The organism is Streptomyces cellostaticus (assembly GCF_023630175.1).
In the GTDB taxonomy this organism is placed as follows: Bacteria; Actinomycetota; Actinomycetes; order Streptomycetales; family Streptomycetaceae; genus Streptomyces; species Streptomyces cellostaticus_A.
Genome location: NZ_JALLIN010000007.1, coordinates 138,870 through 161,332, shown reverse-complemented (window position 1 = coordinate 161,332; position 22,463 = coordinate 138,870). Strand labels below are relative to the sequence as shown.

General features: G+C 70.9%; 20 protein-coding genes. 14 read left to right on the top strand and 6 right to left on the bottom strand.

The features are described from left to right. Positions 1-21 precede the first annotated feature (21 nt). The 4 genes from MXD57_RS06845 (at position 22) to MXD57_RS06830 (ending at position 3,574) form a co-directional block, all read left to right on the top strand. Positions 22-927, top strand: coding sequence for a helix-turn-helix domain-containing protein (locus tag MXD57_RS06845; protein WP_250400395.1), 906 nt, complete (start codon positions 22-24; stop codon positions 925-927). Next, positions 924-1,157, top strand: coding sequence for a DUF397 domain-containing protein (locus tag MXD57_RS06840; RefSeq protein ID WP_148013087.1), 234 nt, complete (start codon positions 924-926; stop codon positions 1,155-1,157). The genes MXD57_RS06845 and MXD57_RS06840 overlap by 4 nt, the downstream gene beginning before the upstream one ends. Before the next feature lie 798 nt (positions 1,158-1,955). Next, a complete protein-coding gene (locus MXD57_RS06835; RefSeq protein WP_250400394.1) occupies positions 1,956-2,297 on the top strand; it encodes a hypothetical protein in 342 nt (113 codons plus the stop codon). Between the two features lie 71 nt (positions 2,298-2,368). Continuing rightward, positions 2,369-3,574 (top strand): tyrosine-type recombinase/integrase, encoded by a 1,206-nt coding sequence (locus tag MXD57_RS06830; RefSeq protein WP_250400393.1) that lies wholly within the window; start codon positions 2,369-2,371, stop codon positions 3,572-3,574. A gap of 254 nt (positions 3,575-3,828) precedes the next feature. Here MXD57_RS06830 and MXD57_RS06825 read toward each other — a convergent pair whose 3' ends face one another. Then, positions 3,829-5,217: an IS1380 family transposase gene (locus MXD57_RS06825; protein WP_250400392.1), complete on the bottom strand. Its 1,389-nt coding sequence runs from the start codon at positions 5,215-5,217 to the stop codon at positions 3,829-3,831. A gap of 358 nt (positions 5,218-5,575) precedes the next feature. On the opposite strand from MXD57_RS06825, the gene MXD57_RS06820 reads away from it, so the two are divergent. From MXD57_RS06820 to MXD57_RS06800, 5 genes are all read left to right on the top strand, one after another. After that, positions 5,576-6,375 (top strand): IS5 family transposase gene (locus MXD57_RS06820; protein WP_250400425.1). Its coding sequence is split into 2 segments (ribosomal slippage): positions 5,576-5,911 and positions 5,914-6,375, totalling 798 coding nucleotides; the frame shifts between segments, so codons are not numbered across the junction. A 181-nt stretch (positions 6,376-6,556) separates the two neighbouring features. Beyond that, the gene (pcaDC, locus tag MXD57_RS06815) at positions 6,557-7,846 is read left to right on the top strand and encodes a bifunctional 3-oxoadipate enol-lactonase/4-carboxymuconolactone decarboxylase PcaDC (RefSeq protein ID WP_250400391.1); all 1,290 of its coding nucleotides are present in this window, start codon (positions 6,557-6,559) and stop codon (positions 7,844-7,846) included. 36 nt (positions 7,847-7,882) lie between these two features. Next, positions 7,883-8,518: an MBL fold metallo-hydrolase gene (locus MXD57_RS06810; RefSeq protein WP_250400390.1), complete on the top strand. Its 636-nt coding sequence runs from the start codon at positions 7,883-7,885 to the stop codon at positions 8,516-8,518. A gap of 40 nt (positions 8,519-8,558) precedes the next feature. Continuing rightward, positions 8,559-9,338, top strand: a complete 780-nt coding sequence (locus tag MXD57_RS06805) for an exodeoxyribonuclease III (RefSeq protein WP_250400389.1) — start codon at positions 8,559-8,561, stop codon at positions 9,336-9,338. Positions 9,339-9,353: 15 nt separating this feature from the next. Next, positions 9,354-9,773, top strand: a complete 420-nt coding sequence (locus MXD57_RS06800; RefSeq protein ID WP_250400388.1) for a DUF6278 family protein — start codon at positions 9,354-9,356, stop codon at positions 9,771-9,773. A gap of 263 nt (positions 9,774-10,036) precedes the next feature. On the opposite strand, the gene MXD57_RS06795 is transcribed toward MXD57_RS06800, so the two are convergent. From MXD57_RS06795 to MXD57_RS06785, 3 genes are all read right to left on the bottom strand, one after another. Continuing rightward, positions 10,037-10,219: a hypothetical protein gene (locus tag MXD57_RS06795; RefSeq protein WP_250400387.1), complete on the bottom strand. Its 183-nt coding sequence runs from the start codon at positions 10,217-10,219 to the stop codon at positions 10,037-10,039. Between the two features lie 64 nt (positions 10,220-10,283). Next, complete coding sequence (locus MXD57_RS06790; protein WP_250400386.1) at positions 10,284-11,843, bottom strand: CocE/NonD family hydrolase; 1,560 nt, start codon at positions 11,841-11,843, stop codon at positions 10,284-10,286. Positions 11,844-11,958: 115 nt separating this feature from the next. After that, complete coding sequence (locus MXD57_RS06785) at positions 11,959-12,702, bottom strand: hypothetical protein (protein WP_250400385.1); 744 nt, start codon at positions 12,700-12,702, stop codon at positions 11,959-11,961. A gap of 143 nt (positions 12,703-12,845) precedes the next feature. Between MXD57_RS06785 and ggt the strand changes: the two genes are divergently transcribed. Then, entirely contained in the window at positions 12,846-14,651 is a 1,806-nt protein-coding gene (gene ggt, locus MXD57_RS06780; RefSeq protein WP_250400384.1) for a gamma-glutamyltransferase, read from the top strand. 32 nt (positions 14,652-14,683) lie between these two features. Here ggt and MXD57_RS06775 read toward each other — a convergent pair whose 3' ends face one another. Beyond that, positions 14,684-17,374, bottom strand: a complete 2,691-nt coding sequence (locus tag MXD57_RS06775) for an ATP-dependent Clp protease ATP-binding subunit (protein ID WP_250400383.1) — start codon at positions 17,372-17,374, stop codon at positions 14,684-14,686. Between the two features lie 155 nt (positions 17,375-17,529). Continuing rightward, on the bottom strand, positions 17,530-18,303 hold the full coding sequence (gene map, locus MXD57_RS06770; protein WP_250400382.1) for a type I methionyl aminopeptidase: 774 nt from the start codon (positions 18,301-18,303) through the stop codon (positions 17,530-17,532). A 62-nt stretch (positions 18,304-18,365) separates the two neighbouring features. On the opposite strand from map, the gene MXD57_RS06765 reads away from it, so the two are divergent. The 4 genes from MXD57_RS06765 (at position 18,366) to MXD57_RS06750 (ending at position 22,459) form a co-directional block, all read left to right on the top strand. Then, positions 18,366-18,617, top strand: a complete 252-nt coding sequence (locus MXD57_RS06765) for a helix-turn-helix domain-containing protein (protein ID WP_250400381.1) — start codon at positions 18,366-18,368, stop codon at positions 18,615-18,617. 149 nt (positions 18,618-18,766) lie between these two features. Then, on the top strand, positions 18,767-20,182 hold the full coding sequence (locus tag MXD57_RS06760; RefSeq protein WP_250400380.1) for a hypothetical protein: 1,416 nt from the start codon (positions 18,767-18,769) through the stop codon (positions 20,180-20,182). 157 nt (positions 20,183-20,339) lie between these two features. Next, the gene (locus tag MXD57_RS06755; RefSeq protein ID WP_250400379.1) at positions 20,340-21,182 is read left to right on the top strand and encodes a nitrilase-related carbon-nitrogen hydrolase; all 843 of its coding nucleotides are present in this window, start codon (positions 20,340-20,342) and stop codon (positions 21,180-21,182) included. Beyond that, the gene (locus MXD57_RS06750) at positions 21,179-22,459 is read left to right on the top strand and encodes an aspartate aminotransferase family protein (protein ID WP_250400378.1); all 1,281 of its coding nucleotides are present in this window, start codon (positions 21,179-21,181) and stop codon (positions 22,457-22,459) included. Before MXD57_RS06755 ends, MXD57_RS06750 begins: the two co-directional genes overlap by 4 nt. Positions 22,460-22,463 lie beyond the last annotated feature (4 nt).

The window sequence follows — 22,463 nt, the reverse complement described above, 5'->3', positions numbered from 1 at the left end:
CGAGCCGTCAGACTGGCCACCATGCCAGAAGCGAAGACGCCGTGGTCGCTGACCCTCAGTGAAGTCGGCCTGCGCCTGGAGGACTTGCGAGAACGCCGGGACCTCACGCAGGGCGATGTTGCAGGCCACGAAGTGCTGCGCCGGCGCGGAGTCAAGATCGACAAGAGCGGGCTGAGCCGACTCGAACGAGGGCAGCGCCGACGTGTGGCCCGGGATCTCATCGAAGCGCTGCTTGAGGTCTACCAGGCCAGCGACTCCGAGAGTTCGGAAATCCTGGCACTACTGGGGGCGGACACCACTCCGGCCGGTCGACCACGTCCTGCCCTGTGGCGACGCAACGCACACTTGCTGGGGCCCATGCAGTTCGAGGGCTTCCTGAAGATGGAGCGCCGGGCCGCTGCGCTGTCCAACTATGAACGGGACATCTGGCCGGGGCTCTGCCAGATCGAGGAGTACGCCTACGCGGTTATCGCCCAGATGCGGCCCGATCTGCGTCCCTCCGAGGTCAAGGCACTCGTCGACGTCCGCATGGACCGCCAGCAGCAGGTGCGAGAGGGTGCACTCGCCGAGCTCCGTGCCCTGGTGGATGAGCGTGCGCTCCATATCGCCGGCGACGACCTCAGCATGGCGAGGCGGCAACTGGAACGAGTTCTGAAGGAGTCCGAAGATCCTCGCAACACCATCCGTATCCTGCCAGACGCCGTCGGATTGCATCCGGGGTCTGCGGGCCCGTTCGTCCTGATGGCCTTTCCGGAGGCCGCCCGCCAGGTTGTGTGGGTCGAGACGATGGTCAGCTCGTTGTACTTCGACGGGGAAGATGATGTGCAGCGCTACACCGCGGCTTTCACCAACCTGTGGGAGCGGGCGCTGGACCCCGACGAGACGCGCACGCGCCTCAAGAAAAGGATCAAGGAGCTAGAACAGTGACAGCGAAGCCGGACCCGTCCTCGTTCGACCTCACGTCGGTCGAATGGACGGTGTCCAAGTACAGCGGCGGCGGCGGGAACTGCGTGCGGGTCGCCGTCAAGGACGGGTACGTCCTGATCGGTGACTCGCAGAACCCTGGTCGCCCGCCCCAGGTCTTCACCCCGGCCGAGGCCAAGGCGTGGCTGCTCGGCGCGAAGGACACGGACTTCGACTTCCTGCTCGATCTGTGACCCCGTCCTAAAGCACTGCACGACAACGGGCCGGCCCCACGGCAGATGGGGCCGGCCCGAGCGTTCCTGCCCGCTGCCCGGCCCAGCCACACGGGGAATCTCGTCCGCAGTCCGTGGCCGCCGTCTCCGAGGCATCGCCACCTAATATGCCGTTCAACGGCGCACCGCCCGGCCGCGGGTTGCTTTCCTCGTCGCGACGGACCCGCCCTGTCGACGCCGGCCGTCGCTGACTTCGTCATTCGGGTGGGTGGAAACGGACGAATCATTCCCCTCGGTTTCCCAGGACGGTCGTGATGCTGCGGCGAGCCTTTCCCGCGTCGCGTCCGTGCCGCATCAACCCCTCATGAGAGGGTAAGTAGGGGATTCGCCGACGGCAGACAAGAAAGAGCGCCGAAAGACTGGAAAGCTAGGCCGGGGCCATGTCAACGTACAACGTCCCGCGAAACACCAGGTCAGACGGTGCTACTCGTTGACTCGCTCAGGTTTCCGAAACTGCTCGGAATGACGCGTTGCGCGAGTTGTCCCGCTGGCGTGGCCCCTACCTGGGAGGCCCGTCTGTCAGACTCCGCTATCCGATCGGCCCGCTTCACTTCACCCGCACTCTTTGTCCTTGGCGGACTGAACGCCTGGATCGGCCAAACGACGGGTGCCTACCTTGCGGTATCCACCGGGCTCTGCGTCTGCGTCTGCGTCTGCCCGGCCGGCCTATTCGGTGAGGATCTCCTGCAACGAGGGTACCGCGGTGATCGTGTCGTCCTCGTCTATGTTGCGGGGCATCCCGGTGCCACAACACGGCAAGTGGCACAGGCCATCAGGATTCTCGAGCGCCGCGCTACGCGAAATCTCGACCGGCTCACGGACGACGGCCTGCTGATGGTCGCCTCGGACGGCAAGCCCGAGCCTTGCACTCATATCTGCTTTCCCTCGCCGATGGCGAGCCCAAGCAGACGCCGGGTTCGTGATGCAGCGCGCAACATAGACCACGCTCGCCGGTTAGCCAAACCGGCGATCGTCGCGACCATTGGGCAGGTCCGCATTTGGCTGTACTTGGCGGTGGAGCCGTGGCGGACACAGCAGAAGGCAGCGCTCCCCAAACCCACTGGGGAGGAAGAGAAGGAGCATCAGCTGCCGCAGCCGTGATGCCGGCGGCACCCTCCGCTGAAGCGCAGTGACTCCTCCGCTCCTGTGTAGTTTCCACACCCTCAAGGAGAGTGAGTATTCTGTCCGATCCCATCAAGAAACTTCCGCCGAACTCGAAGGGGAAGGTTCGATACCAGTTTGTTGTCGACGCAGGAATCGACCCCGAAACTGGTAAGCGTAAGCAGTTGAGGCGCACCTTCGACTCGTTGAAGGAAGCTAGGGCTGAGTACGCGAACATAACTAATCGGCGGCATGATGGGTCGCTTGTGCCGCCCAACAAGATCACCGTGAATGAGTGGCTCGACCGATGGCTGGCCATGAAAGCGGAGGACCTCGAAGAAACCACCATCTACAACTACCGGATTACCCTGGACCGAGTTCGGGGGAGGCTCGGCAGTATCCGTCTCCAGGACCTCACTGAAGAGCACGTGGAAGAGTGGAGGGACTGGGCGCTGGCGCAAGGCCGCGTGCGTGGTAAAAGGGCCGGGACGCCACTCAGTGTCACGAGTGTGGATATGAGCCTTGCTCGGCTGAAGGAAGCGCTGGGGAGAGCCGTTACCCGCCGATTGGTGTACGTCAATGTCGCTGCGTACGTGACCATTCCTCGGAGGGCGCGCAAGGAAGAGCGGAAGACTAAAGAGGAGGTGCGGCCTTGGAATGTCCAGGAGGTTCAGAGATTCATACATGGAATTAGGGGTGAGCGGCTCTATGCTGCGCTTCTTCTTTCGCTGATGGGGCTTCGTCCAGCTGAAGTCTGCGGCCTCCGGTGGGAAGACGTTGACTTGGAGAACGCCACGATCGTCATTGCCAACACGCGCACGATGATGGGCAACCGGTGCGTGGTGGAGAAGGACACCAAGTCTCTTGCGGGTGAGCGGGATCTGCCGCTGCCGGCGCTGGTGCTGGGAGCCCTCAAGGCATTCCGGGCTCTCCAAGCCGAGGAGAGGCTCGCCCTGGGGGAGGCGTACACAGTGTCGGGCTACGTGCTGGCGCACGAGGCGGGCGACGCCTTCACGATCAAGCAACTTCGCCGACGCGCGTACCGGCTTATGGAGCTCCTCGGGCTCCGCCGCGTCAGGCTCTACGACGCACGCTCGTCGTGCTTCACCTTCCTGGCCAACAACGGTGTCCCGGACCACATCCTCGCGCGATGGGCCGGACACACGAACGTAAAGACGACCAAACGGTGGTACGTCAAGCCGGACGTAGAGGATCTGCGCGGAGCCGCCACGACTTGGGATGGCCTGCACGGGGGTGCGGCGGAGGGGCAACAGTGAGCCACGCGGACTATCAGCCGAGCGACTTGCGAGCAGTACAGGATTGGGGCGACGTGGATTCGAGGTCCGCTTGCTGGTTTTGGACCGGTGGCTGTCACTGAGCCTGGATCCACCGCGTGAATTCTGATCTGCGGTCGCAGGCGGTTTCGGGGTGATCTTTCGGGGTGTGGGCAGCGTGGTGTGCCGGGTGGCCGTCCGGTGCGGGGTCTCCGAGGTTCCTGCAGGTCGTGGGCGGTCAGGTCCAGTGACGTGGTTCAGGTGAGCATGCGCTGGCCGGCGGCTGTCCACAGGTCGCTGAAGTCGTCGGCCCAACGCCAGCGTTCTGGCAGGTGAAGGGTGAGGCGGCGGGCTCTGGTCGCGATCCGGGCCGGAATGTTGATCAGATGGCGGCGGATGGTGCCAGTCCTGGCCTTGGCGTGGAAGACGGAGGCGAGGTGGCCGGCCGCGCGGGTGAGGTTGTAGGCGGTGGCAGCCAGGGTGAGCCAGGCGGCGTTCGCGGTGAACTTCCCCGAGGGCAGATGGCCGAGCGCGGAATCCTCCAGATCGGCGAAGACCTGTTCGACCACGGCGTGTTCGCGGTGCATCGGCTCGGCCTGGGACAGGACGAAGGGACTGTCGGTGAAGATCACGTGGTGGCGCCAGACGCCGAACAACTCGGCCTGACCCTCGGGCACGCTCTTGGGGTTCAGCCGTTTCACCCGGCGCACGATCAGCCGGGCTGTGGTGTGGAACGCCTTCTTCTTGCTGGTGAACGTGGTGAAGGAGACCTCGGCGATCTCGGCGTCGGAGATCCAGCGTTCCTCCTCGGCGTCCCAGACCGCGGCGGCGTACTCGATCGGCGTCCAGGCGTCCTCGGGGATCGTGGTGATCGCCTCACGGATCTTCTTCTTGACCGCGACCGCGAGAGAGAAGGCCGCGCCGGCCTTTCGGCACACCTCGACGACCTTGTGGGAGAAGTACGCCGAGTCCGCACGGACCACGACCTGCGCGGTGATGCCCATCGCCCGCACCGTGGCCAGCGCCTCACGCAGCAGGCTCGCCGCGCCCTTGCCGGATCCCGCCGCGCCCTTGCGCAGCCTGGTGGCCACGATGACGGGCGCGCAGGTGGAGGTCTTCACGGTGACGATCTGGAAGTGCAGACCGCGCTGTTTGGTGTAGCCGAACGAGGTGCCCTGCTTGGCCGGCCCGTAGACCTGCTTGACCTTGGAATCGATGTCGACGAACACCACCTCGTCCCGCGTGGGGAGCATGCCGGTGTGCGCGGCCGGGCGGCAGGTGAACGCCCGCGTGGCGGACTCCAGTTGGCGCACATGTCCCCAGGTGAAGGCGCGCAGGAAGCTGCCCAGCGTGGACGGCGCCCGCACCCCGACGAACAGGCGCGGCAGCCCGCCGTGGCGCAGTACGTCCAGGTCGTCGATGCTGTCCGCCCCGGCGACCATGCCGCCCACGATCGACATCGCTTTCGCGTCGGCGGCCGTACCGGCCCCGTTCTTCGCACTGGTCAGGTGGACCTTCTCGGCCACCAGCCGAGGCAGATCACACCGCTCGGCCAGCCGGATCGTCGGGACCAGCCCGGCATGCGCGATCAGGTCCGGGTCGTCGAACGCGGCGAAGAGCTCCGCGGGTCTGTGGGAGACTTTCACTTACGAGGTGCCTTGCTTCGTGGGACTGATGTGGGCGTAGGAACTCCCATCATCCCAGGTCAGCAGGCACCTCTTCTCTTTTCATCGCCCACAGACCGAGTATCACGCGGTGGATCCAGGCTGAGAGCATGCGGCTACGGCCAAGCCGTCTACCAAGCGTTCACCGTGTGGTGTTCAAGCTGCTGTTGGGCGGGATTCCGGAAGGTTTCCAGGTGAGTCACACCGAGCCTCGTCCGTGCCACCACACTTGATGCTGCAACGCGAACTGCCTGGAGGCCGTGATCAAAGGGAAAAGCGTTGCTCGTAGTGACTAAGAAGTCATCTCATTTGGCCGGGTAGGCTGTTGGTTGTGGCGAGGATCGTTGAACGGCTGGTTCCGGACGAGTTGTGGGATCTGTTCCAGAGGGTGGTGCCGGAGGCGCCGTCGCGACCCCAGGGTGGTGGCCGGCGTCGCCATGGCGACCGCGAAGTGCTGGCCGCAATCGTCTTCGTGGCGACCTCAGGCTGCACGTGGCAGCAGCTGCCGGCCGCCTCGTTCGGGCCCTCCGGCGCGACAGCTCACCGACGCTTCACCGAGTGGACGAAAGCCCGCGTGTGGGCCAAACTCCACCGCCTGGTCCTCGACGAACTCGGATCCCGCGGAGAACTGGATTGGTCCCGATGCGCGATCGACTCGGTCAACATGCGGGCCCTGAAAAGGGGGACCTGACAGGCCCGAATCCTGTAGACCGGGGCAAGTACGGGTCAAAGATCCACTTGATCACGGAGCGGACCGGCCTGCCCCTGTCCATCGGCATCTCCGGCGCCAACACGCACGACAGCCAGGCACTGATCCCACTGGTGAAGGGCATACCACCGATCCGCTCCCGCCGGGGACGCCGACGGCGCAGGCCCCACAAACTCCACGCCGACAAGGGCTACGACTACAACCACCTGCGGCGATGGTTATCCGGCCGAGGCATCCGGCATCGCATCGCCCGCAAGGGCATCGAGACCTCGCAACGACTCGGCCGTCACCGCTGGACCATCGAACGCACCATGTCCTGGCTCGCCGGATGCCGACGTCTGCACCGCCGGTACGAACGGAAAGCCGACCACTTCCTCGCCTTCGCCAGCATCGCCTGCACCCTGATCTGCTACCGCAGACTCACCAAATGAGATGACCTCTAAAGGAGGGCACGCCCCCCGGAGGGCCCACTGTCGACACGGCCACGAGTGCATGGCGGATAACCTATGCCTGCGCTCTCGTCGGCAGGTCTGGCGGTGCCGGAGCGTGGCAAGGTCCGCGAGGTTCACCCCGGCGATGTGACATCTCGTGACAGATGAGAGGGTCAGGCGGGTGAGTGAGACACCGATGAACACCCTGCAATACCGCTTTGACGGGCCAGAAGACGCCCCGGTCCTGATCCTCGGTCCCTCACTGGGTACCACATGGCACATGTGGGACCGGCAGATCCCCGAGCTGACGAAGCAGTGGCGGATCTTCCGGTTCGACCTGCCCGGCCACGGCGGCGCACCCGCGTACCCGGCCCCCTCCGCCGGCGAGTTGGCGGCCCGGCTGCTGGCCACGCTGGACGCGGTCGGCGTGCAGCGCTTCGGCTACGCCGGCTGCGCCCTCGGTGGCGCCGTCGGTCTCGAACTGGCCCTGCGCCACCCCGAACGCCTCGCCTCGCTCGCGCTGGTCGCCGCCTCGCCCCGCTTCGGCACCCCCGACGAGTTCCGCCAGCGCGGGGTGGTCGTGCGCACCAACGGGCTCGACCCGATCGCCCGGACCTCCCCCGAGCGCTGGTTCACCGGCGGGTTCGCCGCCGCCCAGCCCGCGATCACCGAGTGGGCCGTGCAGATGGTGCGCACCACCGACCCGGGCTGCTACATCGCCGCCTGCGAGGCACTGGCCGCGTTCGACGTGCGGGCCGAGCTGGGCCGGGTCGGAGTGCCGACGCTCGTGCTGGTCGGCTCCGACGACCAGGTCACCGGTCCCGCCGAGGCCCGCACCCTGGTGGCCGGCATCCCGGACGCCCGGCTCGCGGTCGTCCCCGGCGCCTCCCACCTGGTCCCGGTCGAGCAGCCCGCCGCCGTCACCGACCTGCTGGTGCGCCACTTCTCCACCGCCTGGCAGCGGCCCCACGACACCGGCCCGACCGCCCTGCCGGCCGCCCCGACGGGCCACCCGGCCGTCGCCGCGCCGCCGCAGCCGGTGCCGGTCGCCGAGATCGCCCCCGTCGTGCCGGAGCAGCCCCTCGGGCCGCCGGACCGGTACCAGAGCGGGCTGAAGGTCCGCCGGGAGGTGCTGGGCGACGCGCACGTCGACGAGGAGCTGGCGCGGGCCGACGAGTTCTCCGGGGACTTCCAGGAGTTCACGACCCGCTACGCCTGGGGCGAGATCTGGGATCGGCCCGGCCTGGACCGCCGTACCCGGAGCTGCGTCACGCTCACCGCGCTGGTCGCCGGCGGCCACCTGGAGGACCTGGCCCTCCACGTCCGCGCCGCCCTGCGCAACGGACTCACCCCCCACGAGATCAGGGAGGTGCTGCTCCAGGCGGCCGTGTACTGCGGGGTTCCGGCGGCGAGCCGGGCGTTCCGGGTCGCCCAGCAGGTCGTCCGGGAGGAGACCACACCCGCGGGGTGAGGCCCTGTCCCGCCGCGCGCGGCAGGATGGGGAGCCATGAGGCTCACCAAGAAGACCCATGCCTGCGTCCGCCTGGAGAAGGGCGGGCGGACGCTCGTGATCGACCCGGGCGGGTTCGGCGAGCCGGACGCGGCGGCCGGCGCCGACGCCATCCTGGTCACCCACGAGCACCCGGACCACTTCGACGAGGGACGGCTGCGGGACGCGCTGGAGGCCCGTCCCGGCGCGGAGCTCTGGACCCTGAAGTCGGTGGCCGACCGGCTCGCGGCGGCCCACCCGGGCCGCGTGCACACCGTCGGCGACGGCGACACCTTCACCGCCGCCGGATTCGACGTGCAGGTGCACGGCGAGCTGCACGCGGTGATCCACCCGGACATCCCGCGCGTCACCAACGTCGGCTACCTGATCGACGGCGGCCGGGTCTTCCACCCGGGCGACGCCCTCACCGTCCCCGGGGAGCCGGTCGACACCCTGCTGGTCCCGGTGATGGCCCCCTGGAACAAGATCTCCGAGATCATCGACTACGTCCGCGAGGTCGGGCCGCGGCGCGCCCTCGACGTGCACGACGCCCTGCTCACCGATCTCGCCCGCCCGATCTACGACGGCCACATCGGCCGCCTGGGCGGCACGGACCACCAGCGGCTCGCCCCGGGGGCGTCGGCCGAGGTGTGAGCCGGGCCGGTTGTCACACCCGGCGGGTAGGTTGTGAGACATGCGCATCGCCACCTGGAACGTGAACTCGATCACCGCCCGCCTGCCGCGGCTGCTCGCCTGGCTGGAGAGCAGCGGCACCGACGTGCTCTGCCTCCAGGAGGCCAAGATCGCCGAGGAGCAGTTCCCGTTCGAGCCGCTGCGCGAGCTGGGCTACGAGGCCGCGGTGCACGCCACCGGCCGGTGGAACGGCGTCGCGGTGCTCTCCCGCGTCGGCATCGAGGACGTGGTCAAGGGCCTGCCGGGCGACCCGGGCTACGACGGCGTGACCGAGCCGCGCGCCCTCGCGGCGACCTGCGGTCCGGTCCGTGTCTGGTCGGTGTACGTGCCCAACGGCCGAGAGGTGGAGCACCCGCACTACGCCTACAAGCTCCGGTGGCTGGAGGCACTGCGGGCCGCCGTCGCCGGTGACGCCGCCGGCAGCCGCCCGTTCGCGGTGCTCGGCGACTACAACGTGGCGCCGGCCGACGAGGACGTCTACGACCGGGCCGCCTTCGAGGGCTCCACCCATGTCACCCCGGCGGAGCGCGCCGCCCTCGCCTCCCTGCGCGGGGCCGGCCTCGCGGACGTCGTCCCGCGGCCCCTGAAGTACGACCACCCCTACACCTACTGGGACTACCGCCAGCTCTGCTTCCCCAAGAACCGCGGCATGCGCATCGACCTGGTCTACGGCAACGAGCCCTTCGCCGGAGCCGTGAAGGACGCCTACGTCGACCGGGAGGAGCGCAAGGGCAAGGGCGCGTCCGACCACGCGCCGGTGGTGGTCGACCTGGACGTGTGATGCCACGCTTGGCCCATGAACATTCCGTTCCTGGGCCACCGGCACCACAAGAACGGCCGCGCGGCGCTCCCGGCCGATCCCGAGGCGATCGCCGCGCTGCTGTCCGAATGTGAGCTGCTCCGCTCGCAGGCGGCCCAGGCGGGTGTCCGCCTCGACGACACCCCGGCCTCCCTGGAGGCGCTGGACCAGCTCGTCCCGCTCTGGCGCGACGACGCGGAGATCCTGCCCTGGCTGGGCAACGACGCGGGACTGTACGTGGGCACGGTCGTGGTGCGCACCGTGCCCGGTGCCGCCTGGCGGATCCGGTCCGACGGCGAACCGGTCGTACGGCTCGCCTCCGGCCGCGAGTTCGAACTCGTGCGGTCGGGGCGGGAGTGGGCCGCGAGCGGTGTTCCCGAACTGTCCCAGCTCTACGCGGAGGTCTCCGAGGCCTGAGGCCGGTGGAGCCGGGCGCCTGCGGACGCGGTACGGCAGCGGCGCCGAACGCGGGCGGCGGGAGGCCGTGTTCGCGCGCCCGGGGCGAGCCGCCGGCTCTTCGCGCCGGCGCCGTACCCGGGTCATGGCGCACGTCGTCGCACCGTCGGCCGTGCCGCCGCCGTCGGCCGGCCGTCGGCCGCCCTGAAGGACACTGCGCCGGGCTTGCCGGGCACCGGTGAGGAGTTCCTCCACGCGGGGAAGCCCGTCGCGCCGAACCTCGACTACGATTTGCCGTTCATCCCCGTGGTGATGGTGATCGCGCCGCTCCGCATCGGGATGTACATGCTGCTCTCGTGGTGCGCCGGCCGGGTGTCCCGCCGTGAGCGGCGCAGTCCCGGGACCGGGTCGGTGACGGTCGTCACGACCGGTCCGGGGGCGCTGCTGCCGGGTGGGGAAGCCCCCACGGCCCCGCGACCGTAGGGGGGTGGCAGTTCATACGGGCCAGGCTCGTCCGGCGGCAGCCGGAGATCACTGCTCGCGCACGGGGACGGACAGATATGACGGGTCGTTCGCCGGCGAGGAGAAGGTCAGCTGCGCGCCGGACGGGTTGTGCTCGATGTAGAGCGGGTCGACCGTGTCCACCACCAGCGCCAGGCGGTGCCGGGCGGGCACGTCGTAGGCGGTGGAGAACAGGTCCAGATCCACGTCGAACGGCTTCCCGGGCGTCCGGCCGTGCCAGGTGAGGGGTGCGTGGGTCACCAGCTTGCCGAAGCCGAGCGGGCCCACGTCGTAGAGGTAGGCGACCAGGGTGCCGCTCTCCGCGGTCGGGGTGAGCGTCGTGTGCAGGGCCGCCGTGCCGCGCACCCGCTGGGCCGTGCCGAACCGCTCCGACTTCCACACGGCCGCCCAACGGCGCGGCAGCAGCGGGATCGAGGCGACGGGCGGGAGCTTGGCCACCTGGTCCAGGACGCTGGAGAGGAAGACGATCCCGCCGTCCGCGCCGGAGTCGACGTTGGCGTGGATGGTGGTGGAACCGGCGAGCGCGATCTTCCGCCGGGTCGCGCCGACCGACTTCCAGTCCGGGTAGCCCTCGTATCCCCCCGCGCTACGGGACTTGAGCTGGACCGGCCGCTCACGGTCGATGCCGTTGTCGACGCCCCTGAGGTAGTGGTCGAACCAGCGCCCGGTGTCCGTCCACACGTCGTTGGGCAGGCCGAACAGACCGGGCAGCTCGGCCGTCGCGTGGTCACCGGGGCGCAGCTCCAGCCGCTTCGGCACGGTCAGCTTCTGGTAGAAGTCGGCGTACTGGTTGGCCGGGAAGACGGTGTCGCCCCAGGCGTTGGCGAGCAGGACGGCGGCGCCGTTGCGGTTCAGCCGGTCCACGTAGGTCGCGGCGGAGCGCTTGCTTCCCCAGTCGATCATCTCCTGCTCGTGGGAGAGGTCGGCGGTGTAGATACGGTCGAAGATCTGCCGGAGTTCGGGGCTCTCCCGGCCGGTGAGAGTGCCCACGCCGTCCAGCACGGCGCTCGCCTGGACGTGCTGGGTGCGGCCCGAGTAGATGGAGCCGATCAGGTCGGCCCAGCCGCTGAGCGCGGCGACCGCCTTGATCCGCTTGTCGTGGGCGGCGGCCAGCAGGCTGATGCCGGCGCCGTAGGAGACGCCCGCCATGCCGATGCGGTGCTCGTCCGCCGGGGTGTTGGCCAGCGCCCAGTCGATCACCTTGGAGGCGTCCGCCGTGTCCAGCGGGCCGGCCACTTCTATCTCGCCGCCGGACCGCCAGAATCCGCGCACGTTGTACGTCAGCACCACGTACCCGGAGTCGGCGAGCCGCCGCGCCTGGGCCAGATACTCCGCCTGCGGAAAGCCCCAGCTCGTGGGCAGCACGATGAGCGGGTGGGTCCGCGAACCGTCAGCGGGGGCGACCACGTTCGCCTTCAGCACGGTGCCGCCGGCACCGCTGATGTCCACGAACCGTACGGACGGGGCGGCCTGGGCGGCCGGGGCCAGTCCGACGACCGTACCGGCGATCAGCGCCGTGGCGACGGCGCCGACGGCGGAGGTGCGCAGGCCGGTGCGACCAGTTCTCATGGGGTCACTCCTCACTCGGTGACTCGGCAGGGTGCAAAGTGACCCGACGGTAACCGGACGCCCCCAGCATAAGTAACCCGCGGTAAGTTACGTACGAGTAACAGTTGTTGAGGAGTCAGGAGGCCGCCGCCGCGGTCTCCGGCAACGGTGCCCGGGCCGCCCGGGTCACGTCCGCCACCAGCTCCACCACATCGGGGCCGTAGGCCTGTGAGTTGACCACCTTCAGCAGCAGGACGAAGGCGCCGGAGCCGTACTTGCGCGCCAACCTCTCGTGGTGGCGCGCGAGATAACGGGTCGCGGCCTGGTTGGTGATCGCCCGCTGCCCGCAGAACAGGAACACCGGGCGGGCCTCGTCCCGGTTGCCCGCGGTGAGCCGGGCCAGCAGCACGTACTCGCTCGTGCCGGCCTCGACGCGGTAGTCCTCGCCGCCGATGTGGAAGGCGCCCGCCTCCGGGCCCGACTCCGCCTCGGTGTTCACCGCCACGCCCGGCAGCAGGGAGGACAGGTGCGCCGCCATCCGGCGGTTCGAGGCGGGCCCGCCCAGGCAGAACTCCGAGCGCTCGCCGAAGCCCTGCTGGGTCGCGTCGTGCGCCACGACCCGGGCGTGCGCGTTGCAGTCCTTGATCAGGGCGGAGAGCTCCAGCAGGGCGAACACGTCGTGCCGCATCACCGACAGCTCGGGGCCGCCCGCGTTGCGGTTGACCACCAGCAGTGACTCCGAGTGGTCCGGCAGCCCGAAGAAGGCCTGCTTGCGGCGGAGCCTGCGCCGCCACAGGTGGGTACGGGCGAGCCAGCCCAGCGCGGCGCTGACTCCGGCCGCGATGACGCCCAGGACGATGTTGCGCACGTCGTCGTTCATGGCCGCGCATGCTAGCGGTCCCGCACGGCGACTACGCACCCGTGTTCGAGGTGTGACGTTCGTGTGGCAGGTGCCCGAGGCGTACTGTCGGTACGGAGGCAATCTCGTTACGCTGCGCGGACTTGTCCCTGCGGGAGGTACGGATGGGTCGTCCTGGCACGCGGAAAGCGGCGGTTCTGGCGGTCTCGGCGGCCGTCGTGGTCTCGGTGGGGGCGGCCGCGCCGCCCACCGCGAGGACCGGCGGCACGGCCACGAAGGCGCCGGTGGCCGTCGGCTACGGCGGCGCCGTCTCCAGCGTCGACGCGGACGCCTCCGCGGCCGGCATCGAAGTCCTGAGGAAGGGCGGCAACGCGGTCGACGCGGCCGTCGCCACCGCCGCCGCCCTCGGCGTCACGGAGCCGTACTCGGCCGGCGTCGGCGGGGGCGGCTACTTCGTCTACTACGACGCCGGGACCCGCACCGTCCACACCATCGACGGCCGCGAGACCGCGCCCCTGTCCGCCGACTCCGAGCTGTTCACCGAGGACGGCAGGCCGCTCGCCTTCGCCGACGCGGTCAGCAGCGGCCTGGGCGTCGGCACCCCGGGCACGCCCGCCACCTGGCAGACCGCGCTGGACCGGTGGGGCAGCGAGCGCCTCGGCACGGTCCTGAAGCCCGCCGAGCGGATCGCCCGTCACGGCTTCACGGTGGACGACACCTTCCGCTCGCAGACCGCGTCCAACGAGACCCGGTTCCGCTACTTCCCGGACACCGCGAAGCTGTTCCTGCCGAACGGGCGGCTCCCGGCCGTCGGCTCCACCCTCAAGAACCCCGAACTCGCCCGCACCTACGAGGAACTGGGCCGCAAGGGAGTCGGCGCGATCTACCGCGGGGACATCGGCGACGACATCGTCAGGGCGGTCGAGCACCCGCCGGTGGACCCCGCCTCCGGCTGGAACGCCCGTCCCGGCAAGCTGACCGAGAAGGACCTCGCCGTCTACCGGGCCAAGCTCCAGGCACCCACCAGGACCTCGTACCGCGGTCTCGGCGTGTACTCCATCGCGCCCTCCTCCTCCGGCGGCACCACGGTCGGCGAGGCGCTCAACATCCTGGAGCGGACCGACCTGTCGAAGGCGAGCCGGGCGCAGTACCTGCACCGCTACATCGAGGCGAGCCGCATCGCGTTCGCCGACCGCGGCCGCTGGGTGGGCGACCCCGCCTTCGAGTCCGTACCGACCAGGGAACTGCTGTCGCAGCGGTTCGCCGACTCGCGGGCCTGCCTGATCAAGGACGACGCGGTGCTCACCAGCCCGCTCGCGCCGGGGGACCCGAGGCACCCGGCGGCCTGCGGCACCGGCGGGAAGGCGGCGCCGACGACCTACGAGGGCGAGAACACCACGCACCTCACGGTGGCCGACAAGTGGGGCAACGTCGTCTCCTACACGCTCACCATCGAGCAGACCGGTGGCAGCGGCATCACCGTCCCCGGCCGGGGCTTCCTGCTCAACAACGAGTTGACGGACTTCTCCTTCGCGCCGGCCGACCCGGCCGTGCACGACCCGAACCTGCCCGGACCGGGCAAGCGGCCGCGCTCGTCGATCTCCCCGACGATCGTCCTGGACCGCCACGACAGGCCTGTCGTGGCGCTCGGGACACCCGGGGGCGCGACCATCATCACCACCGTGCTGCAGACCCTGACCGGGTTCCTGGACCGGCGGCTGCCGCTGGTCGACGCCATCGCCGCACCGCGCGCCAGCCAGCGCAACGCGGCCCGGACCGAACTGGAACCCGCTCTGTACGACAGCGACTCGCGGACCCGGCTGGAGGCGCTCGGGCACGGCTTCAAGCTCAATCCCGAGATCGGCGCGGCCACCGGCGTCCAGCGGCTGCCGGGCGGCAGGTGGCTCGCCGCCGCCGAGCGGGTACGCCGGGGCGGCGGCGCGGCGATGGTGGTGAACCCCTCGCCCTGACCCCACCCGGCCGGGTGGGGTCGGGTGGGGCCCTACGACTCGGGTGCGGGCGGCGGAGGTTCGTCCGCCGGCCCGGTGTCCTCGCCCGGCCGGGCCCGCGCCGCCGGATCCGTTCCCTCCGCCGGCCGCGAGTCATCGGACCGTGGGGGAGCGGGCGGTGGGGAGGCGGTCTGCGGGGGAGCGGTCGTGGAGGACCGCTCCGCGTGGAAGTCCAGCCGCCCGTCCGCGACGTCCACCGTCACCCGGCTGCCCTCGGTGATCGAGCCGTCGAGCAGCAGCCGCGAGAGCTGGTTGTCGACCTCCCGCTGGATGGTGCGGCGCAGCGGGCGGGCGCCGTACTCCGGCTGGTAGCCGCGCTCGGCGATCCAGTCGACGGCCCCGTCGGTGAACCGCACCGAGACACCCTGGCCGTCCACCAGCCGACGGGTGCGCTCCAGCAGCAGGTCGGTGATCTGCCGCAGTTGGTCGCCGGTGAGCTGGCGGAAGACGACGATCTCGTCGATGCGGTTGAGGAACTCCGGCCGGAAGTGCTCCCGCAGCGGACGCAGGATCTGCTCGCGCCGCGCCTCCTCGTCGGCGTCGGCACCACCCGGGCCGAAGCCGATCCCGGCGCCACGCCGGCTGATCACCTCGGAGCCGAGGTTGCTGGTCATCACGATGACGGTGTTGGTGAAGTCCACCGTGCGGCCCTGCGAGTCGGTGAGCCGGCCGTCGTCCAGCACCTGGAGCAGGATGTTGAAGACGTCCGGGTGCGCCTTCTCCACCTCGTCCAGGAGCAGCAGGGAGTACGGGTACCTGCGCACCACCTCGGTGAGCTGGCCGGCCTCCTCGTGCCCCACGTACCCGGGTGGGGCGCCCACCAGCCGGGAGACGGTGTGCCGCTCCTGGTACTCGCTCATGTCGAGCCGGACCATGCGTTCCTCGCTGCTGAACAGGGCCTCCGCGAGCGCCCGGGCCAGCTCGGTCTTGCCCACGCCGGTCGGGCCGAGGAAGAGGAAGCTGCCGATCGGCCGGTCCGGGCTGGCCAGCCCGGCGCGTGAGCGCAGCACCGCCTCGGCGACCACCGCGACCGCCTCCTCCTGGCCGACCACCCGCTGGTGCAGGTGCTGTTCCAGGCCGAGCAGCCGTTCCTTCTCCTGCTGGGTCAGCCGGCTGACCGGGATGCCGGTCTGCCGGGACACCACCTCGGCGATGGACTCCGCCGTCACCTCGAGCTGTCCCTCGTCGGCCTGCCCGTCGTGGCTGGACTCCGCGACGCGCCGCTTCAGCTCGCCGATCCGGTCGCGCAGTTGCATGGCCTGCTCGTACTGCTCGTCGGCGACCGCCTGGTCCTTGTCCCGGACCAGTTGCTCCACCTCGCGCTCCATCGTGCGCACGTCCGCGCCCTTGGTCCCGGCACCCAGCCGTACCCGGGCGCCGGCCTGGTCGATCAGGTCGATCGCCTTGTCCGGCAGCCGGCGGTCGGTGAGATAGCGGTCGGACAGCTCCACGGCGGCGACCAGCGCCTCGTCGGTGTAGCGGACCTGGTGGTGGGCCTCGTACCGGTCGCGCAGTCCGCGCAGGATCTCCACGGTGTCCGGGACGGACGGCTCGGGCACCAGGATCGGCTGGAACCGGCGGGCCAGCGCCGCGTCCTTCTCGATCCGCCGGTACTCCTCCAGCGTGGTCGCGCCCACGACGTGCAGCTCGCCCCGGGCAAGCGCGGGCTTGAGGATGTTGCCCGCGTCCATCGCGCCGCCCTCCCCGCCGGAACCGGCGCCGACGACGGTGTGCAGTTCGTCGATGAAGACGATGAGCTGGTCGGAGTGGGCGCGGATCTCCTCCACGATGCTGTTCAGCCGCTCCTCGAAGTCGCCCCGGTAACGGGTGCCGGCGACGACCCCGGTCAGGTCCAGGGCGACCACCCGGCGCCCGGCCAGCACGTCCGGCACGTCGCCGTCGGCGATGCGCTGCGCGAGCCCCTCGACGACGGCCGTCTTGCCGACACCGGCGTCGCCGATCAGCACCGGATTGTTCTTCCCGCGCCGGGACAGGACCTCGATGGTCTGCTCGATCTCCTGGTCACGGCCGATGACCGGGTCCACCCGGCCCTGACGGGCCATGTCGGTCAGGTCGCGGCCGTACTTGTCGAGCGTCGGCGTCGCGGTGGGCCGCTGCCGCTCCTGGCGCGGCTGCGCGACCTCGGGGGGCTCCGGTGGCAGGCCGCCCGCCTGGAAGCGCGCCGCGTTCAGGATGTGCCCGGCCGCCGAGTCCGGATTCATGGCGAGCGCGCTCAGCACGTGCTCCGGACCGATGTACCCCGCACCGCTCGCGCGTGCCATGTCGTGGGCGTCGAGCAGGGCGCGTTTGACGGCCGGGGTGAGGGACAGTGAGGCCGGCGGGGGCGCGTCGCCGGGCGGCTGCTGCGCGGGACCGGCGCGGTGGTCGATCTCCGTGGCCAGGGAGTCCGGATCGGCGCCGGATCGGCTGAGCAGGCTCCGGGTGGGCTCGGCGGAGAGGGCGGCGCGCAGCAGGTGCTGTGTGTCCAGGTCGCGGCTGCCGTGCTCGGCGGCGTACTGGGCGGCCCCTCTGACCAGCTCACGGGCCGGCTGGCTGAGCAGGCGGCCGATGTCGATGTGGCGGGGGCCTCCAGGAGCGCCGGGGACCCCGGCGCCGCTGCCGCCGAAGAAGCGGGCGAAGAAATCTCCGAAGGGGTCCTCCGGGCCGTTGTAGCCGCTGGTCATCGTTTCGTTTCCTTCGCAGACGACGTGCGGAGCGGCCGGGTATCCCGGGGGTGGGCCGCTCATGCCACGATGACACGAGCTTCTGCGAAGGGCATGTGCAGGAACGCCCGCTCAGCAGGGCTTCCGTCCTCACCGGCCGCCGTCGCCCGCGTTCTTCAGGCCTCGCGCGCCGTGAGGATCCGGGGGCCGCCGTCCGTGACGGCCACCGTGTGCTCCGCGTGCGCCGCGCGCGAGCCGTCGGACGTGCGCAGGGTCCAGCCGTCGCCCGCCTCGTAGTAGGCGTCCTTGCCGCTGCCGATCAGCATGGGCTCGATCGCGAGGACCATGCCGTGGCGCAGCGGCACTCCCCGGCCGGGCCGGCCCTCGTTGGGGACGTCCGGATCCTCGTGCATGCGGCGGCCCACGCCGTGGCCGCCGAAGCCCGCCGGGATGCCGTAGCCGGCCCTCCGGCAGACCCGGCCGACGGCGTGCGCGATGTCGCCGACGCGGTTGCCGACGCGGGCCGCCTCGATGCCCGCCGCCAGCGCGCGCTCCGCGGTCTCGATCAGGCGCAGGTCCGCGGGGCGCGGCCGGCCGACCACGAAGCTGATCGCCGAGTCGCCCACCCAGCCGTCCAGCTCGGCGCCGCAGTCGACGGAGACGAGGTCGCCGTCGCTCAGCCGGTACCGGGTCGGGATGCCGTGCACGATCGCGTCGTTGACCGAGGCGCAGATCACGCCCGGGAACGGGGTGGGGGCGAAGGAGGGCCGGTAGCCGAGGAACGGTGAGGACGCCCCGGCCTCGCGCAGCACGTCCCGTGCCACCGCGTCCAGTTCGAGCAGTGAGACACCTACGCAGGCGGCCTCCCGTACGGCGGTCAGGGCCCGCCCCACCACCTGGCCGGCCGCGTGCATCGCGTCGATCGACGGGTCCGTCTTCAGCTCCATCATGCCAATTACTATACCGGTATTTGAATGGGGTGGCCGACGGGTGGCGGTATTAGAATGGGTCCATGGTGCGTACCCCCCTCACCCCCGAAGAGCGCGAACGCGGCGAGCGGCTCGGGCAGTTGCTGCGTGACGCGCGTGGCGGGCGGAGCATGGCCGAGGTGTCCGCGGCGGCGGGCGTCTCGGCCGAGACGCTACGCAAGATCGAGACCGGGCGGGCCCCGACCCCGGCCTTCTTCACGGTGGCCGCGTTGGCCGGGGCGCTCGGGCTGTCCATGGACGAGCTGATGGCCGGATGTGCTCCGGTGGCCGTCTGACGGGTGCCGGGCGCGCAGGGGCGCCCGCCGCGCGCGCCCGCCGCGCGCGGAGCCGCTCGCACACTCGCCGAAAACTCCGCGTAGCCGGCCCGTAACACGGCTGGTGTTGCCTGACGGGCGGAATGCTGGCGATCGGGCGGGAGTCGGGCATGGGTGTGGAGCAACTTCCGGGTCGGGTCCGGGAGTTCGCGGAGTACCTGGACGGCCTCCTCGGGCGACTGGACCAGGACACCGGGTGGTGCGCCGTCTTCTGGCAGCGGGACCCCGAGGGGATGGGGGCCTGCCTCCAGGGCCGCGAGCTGCCGCCCTGGGACGTGCTGGAGTCACTGCTGCAGGACCTCGCGTCGGCCCACGGCGCCGCCGTCGCCGCCGCGGAGCGGGAGCGCGCCCGCCCCCTGCACGCGGCGGCCGTCTCGGCGTACGACGCCCTGCCCGGCGCCCGGGACGCCCTCGGCGACCGGATCGACGTCATGCTCCGCGAACAGCGGTACGCCGCCGAACGCCGCTCCGCACTGACCCGGCGGCTCACCCTCACGACGTCCCGCGAGGAGACCGAGGCCCTCCGCCTCGACCTCGCCTGGACCCACGACGACCACGACCGCGCCGCCGCCCGGTGCGCCGAACTCAGGACCCGGCTGTCCCATCTGGACGCGGGGCGCGGGCCCGCGTCCGCCGGAGCGCAGCCGGCGGGACCCGTGCGGCGGGCGGCCGGTCCGCGGCCCGGTGCGTACCGCGCCGGCGGCGCGCCGGATTCCGCACCCGCCGCGCCCGCCGAGGGGGCCGCCGGGCCCCGCACACCCGCCACCGCGCCCGATCCCGCCCCGCCACCCGCCAGGGCCCGCAGGCGCCGCCGGGGCGGTGCCCGGTTCGCGGGGGCCGCCGAGGACGCCGCCGCGCCCGTCGCCGTACCGCCGCAGGCGGCCGTCGGAGCCGCACCCGAGGCCTCCGCCGGGCGGCGTTCGCCGCGCGGGGCGCGGTTCGCCGGGGCGGAGCCGGAGGAGGAGCCGGCGGAGCGGTCCGCCGAGGTGGTGGACGAGGCCGCGGGGGCGGCGGTGAACGGGGTCGTGGAGCGGCTGCTGCGGCTGCGGGCGGAGGGGCGCACGGGGGAGGCGCACGTGCTGCTGGTGGAGACCGCGCACTGGCCCGCCGCCCGGCTCCCGCTGGTCGCGGACGGGCTGCGGCACGCCGGCCTCGGCGCCGACTGGGACACCCTGCTGTGGGAGGCCGCAGCGCTGCCCGCCGACCGGCTGGTCGCCGCCGCCGGGGCGCTGGAGGCGGCCGGGCGGGTGGCGGACGGGCGGCAGATGCTGCGGCAGGGAGTGGCCCGCCCCGCCGCGGAGATCGGCGCGGCCGTGCTGGAACTGGCCGGGCGGGGACGGGACCGCGAGGTGCGGGCCCTGCTGGACGCCTACGTCCGGGTCCGTCCGCCCGAGGAGGCGGCCCGCAGCGCCGCCGCCGACCCGGACCGGCTCGTCCCGCTCCTGCTGGAGGCCGCCGGGGGCGCCTCCGAGGAGCGCCACTGGGATCTGGTGCACGCACTGCGGGTCGCCGGGTTCACTCCGTGACCGTCGCTGCGATCACCCTAAGGAGTGTCAAACGTGATCGACTCCGCGGGTTGGCGACGATGGTCTTGGCAAGGACGTCGGGGAGGCTTACTTTCGTCCCTCTACGGGCCGTTTCTACGGGCGTAGAGGCCCGGACGTAGCGTCGAAGGAGCAGCTCATGGCCAACGTCGTACGTGCCGCACTGGTCCAGGCCACCTGGACCGGCGACACCGGGTCCATGGTGGCGAAGCACGAGGAGCACGCGCGCGAGGCCGCCCGCCGGGGCGCGCGGGTCATCGGCTTCCAGGAGGTCTTCAACGCCCCGTACTTCTGCCAGGTCCAGGAGCCGGAGCACTACCGCTGGGCCGAGCCGGTGCCCGACGGGCCGACGGTCCGCCGGATGCGGGATCTCGCCCGGGAGACCGGCATGGTGATCGTCGTACCGGTCTTCGAGGTCGAGCAGTCCGGTTTCTACTACAACACCGCCGCCGTGATCGACGCCGACGGCTCCTACCTCGGCAAGTACCGCAAGCACCACATCCCGCAGGTCAGGGGCTTCTGGGAGAAGTACTACTTCAAACCCGGCAACCTGGGGTGGCCCGTCTTCGACACGGCCGTCGGCAAGGTCGGCGTCTACATCTGCTACGACCGGCACTTCCCGGAGGGCTGGCGGCAACTGGGTCTCAACGGAGCCCAGTTGGTCTACAACCCGTCGGCCACCCACCGCGGGCTCTCCGCCCACCTGTGGCAGCTCGAGCAGCCCGCCGCGGCCGTCGCCAACGAGTACTTCGTCGCCGCCATCAACCGGGTCGGCCAGGAGGAGTACGGCGACAACGACTTCTACGGCACGAGTTACTTCGTCGACCCGCGCGGGCAGTTCGTCGGCGACCCGGCGAGCGACAAGGCCGAGGAACTCCTCGTCCGCGACCTGGACTTCGACCTGATCGAGCAGGTCCGGCAGCAGTGGGCCTTCTACCGAGACCGCCGCCCCGACGCCTACGAAGGACTGGTGCAGCCGTGAACGACCTCTACGCCCGCCACCGGGGCGTCCTGCCCGACTGGCTGGCCCTGTACTACGACGAGCCGCTGGAGATCACGCACGGCGAGGGCCGGCACGTCTGGGACTCCGCGGGCAACAAGTACCTCGACTTCTTCGGCGGCATCCTCACCACGATGACCGCGCACGCCCTGCCCGAGGTGACCAAGGCCGTGACCGAGCAGGCCGGCCGGATCATCCACTCCTCGACCCTCTACCTCAACCGTCCCATGGTCGAACTGGCCGAGCGGGTCGCCCAGGTGAGCGGCATCCCGGACGCCCGGGTGTTCTTCACCACCTCCGGCACCGAGGCCAACGACACCGCGCTGCTGCTCGCCACCACCTACCGGCGCACCAACACCGTGCTGGCCATGCGCAACAGCTACCACGGCCGTTCCTTCAGCACGGTCGGCATCACCGGCAACCGCGGCTGGTCCCCGACCTCGCTCTCCCCGCTGCAGACCCTGTACGTCCACGGCGGCGTCCGCGGCCGGGGCCCGTTCGCCGGACTGGACGACCGCGCCTTCATCGACGCGTGCGTGGCGGACCTGAAGGACGTCCTCGGCCACACCCGGCCGCCGGCCGCGCTGATCGCCGAACCCATCCAGGGCGTCGGCGGCTTCACCTCGCCGCCGGACGGCCTGTACGCGGCCTTCCGCGAGGTGCTGAAGGCCCACGGCATCCTGTGGATCAGCGACGAGGTGCAGACCGGGTGGGGCCGCACCGGCGAGCACTTCTGGGGCTGGCAGGCGCACGCCCGCAGCGGCCCGCCGGACATCGTCACCTTCGCCAAGGGCATCGGCAACGGCATGGCCATCGGCGGGGTGATCGCCCGCGCCGAGATCATGAACTGCCTGGACACCAACAGCATCTCGACGTTCGGCGGCACCCAGATCACCATGGCCGCCGGCCTCGCCAACCTCGGCTACCTCCTCGAACACGACCTCCAGGGCAACGCCCGGCGGGTCGGCGGCCTGCTCCTCGAACGGCTGCGGGCGATCGGCGCGGGGCTGCCCGGGGTCCGTGAGGTGCGCGGACGAGGACTGATGATCGGCGTGGAACTGGTCAGACCCGGAACCGACGAGGCCGATCCACGGGCGGCCGCCCACGTTCTGGAGGCGGCCCGCGACGGGGGTCTGCTCATCGGCAAGGGCGGTGGCCACGACATCAGCGCCCTGCGCATCGCCCCGCCGCTGTCCCTGACCGTGGCGGAGGCCGAGGAAGGCGCGGCGATCCTCGAACGCGCGCTGAGGAGCACGTAGCAGA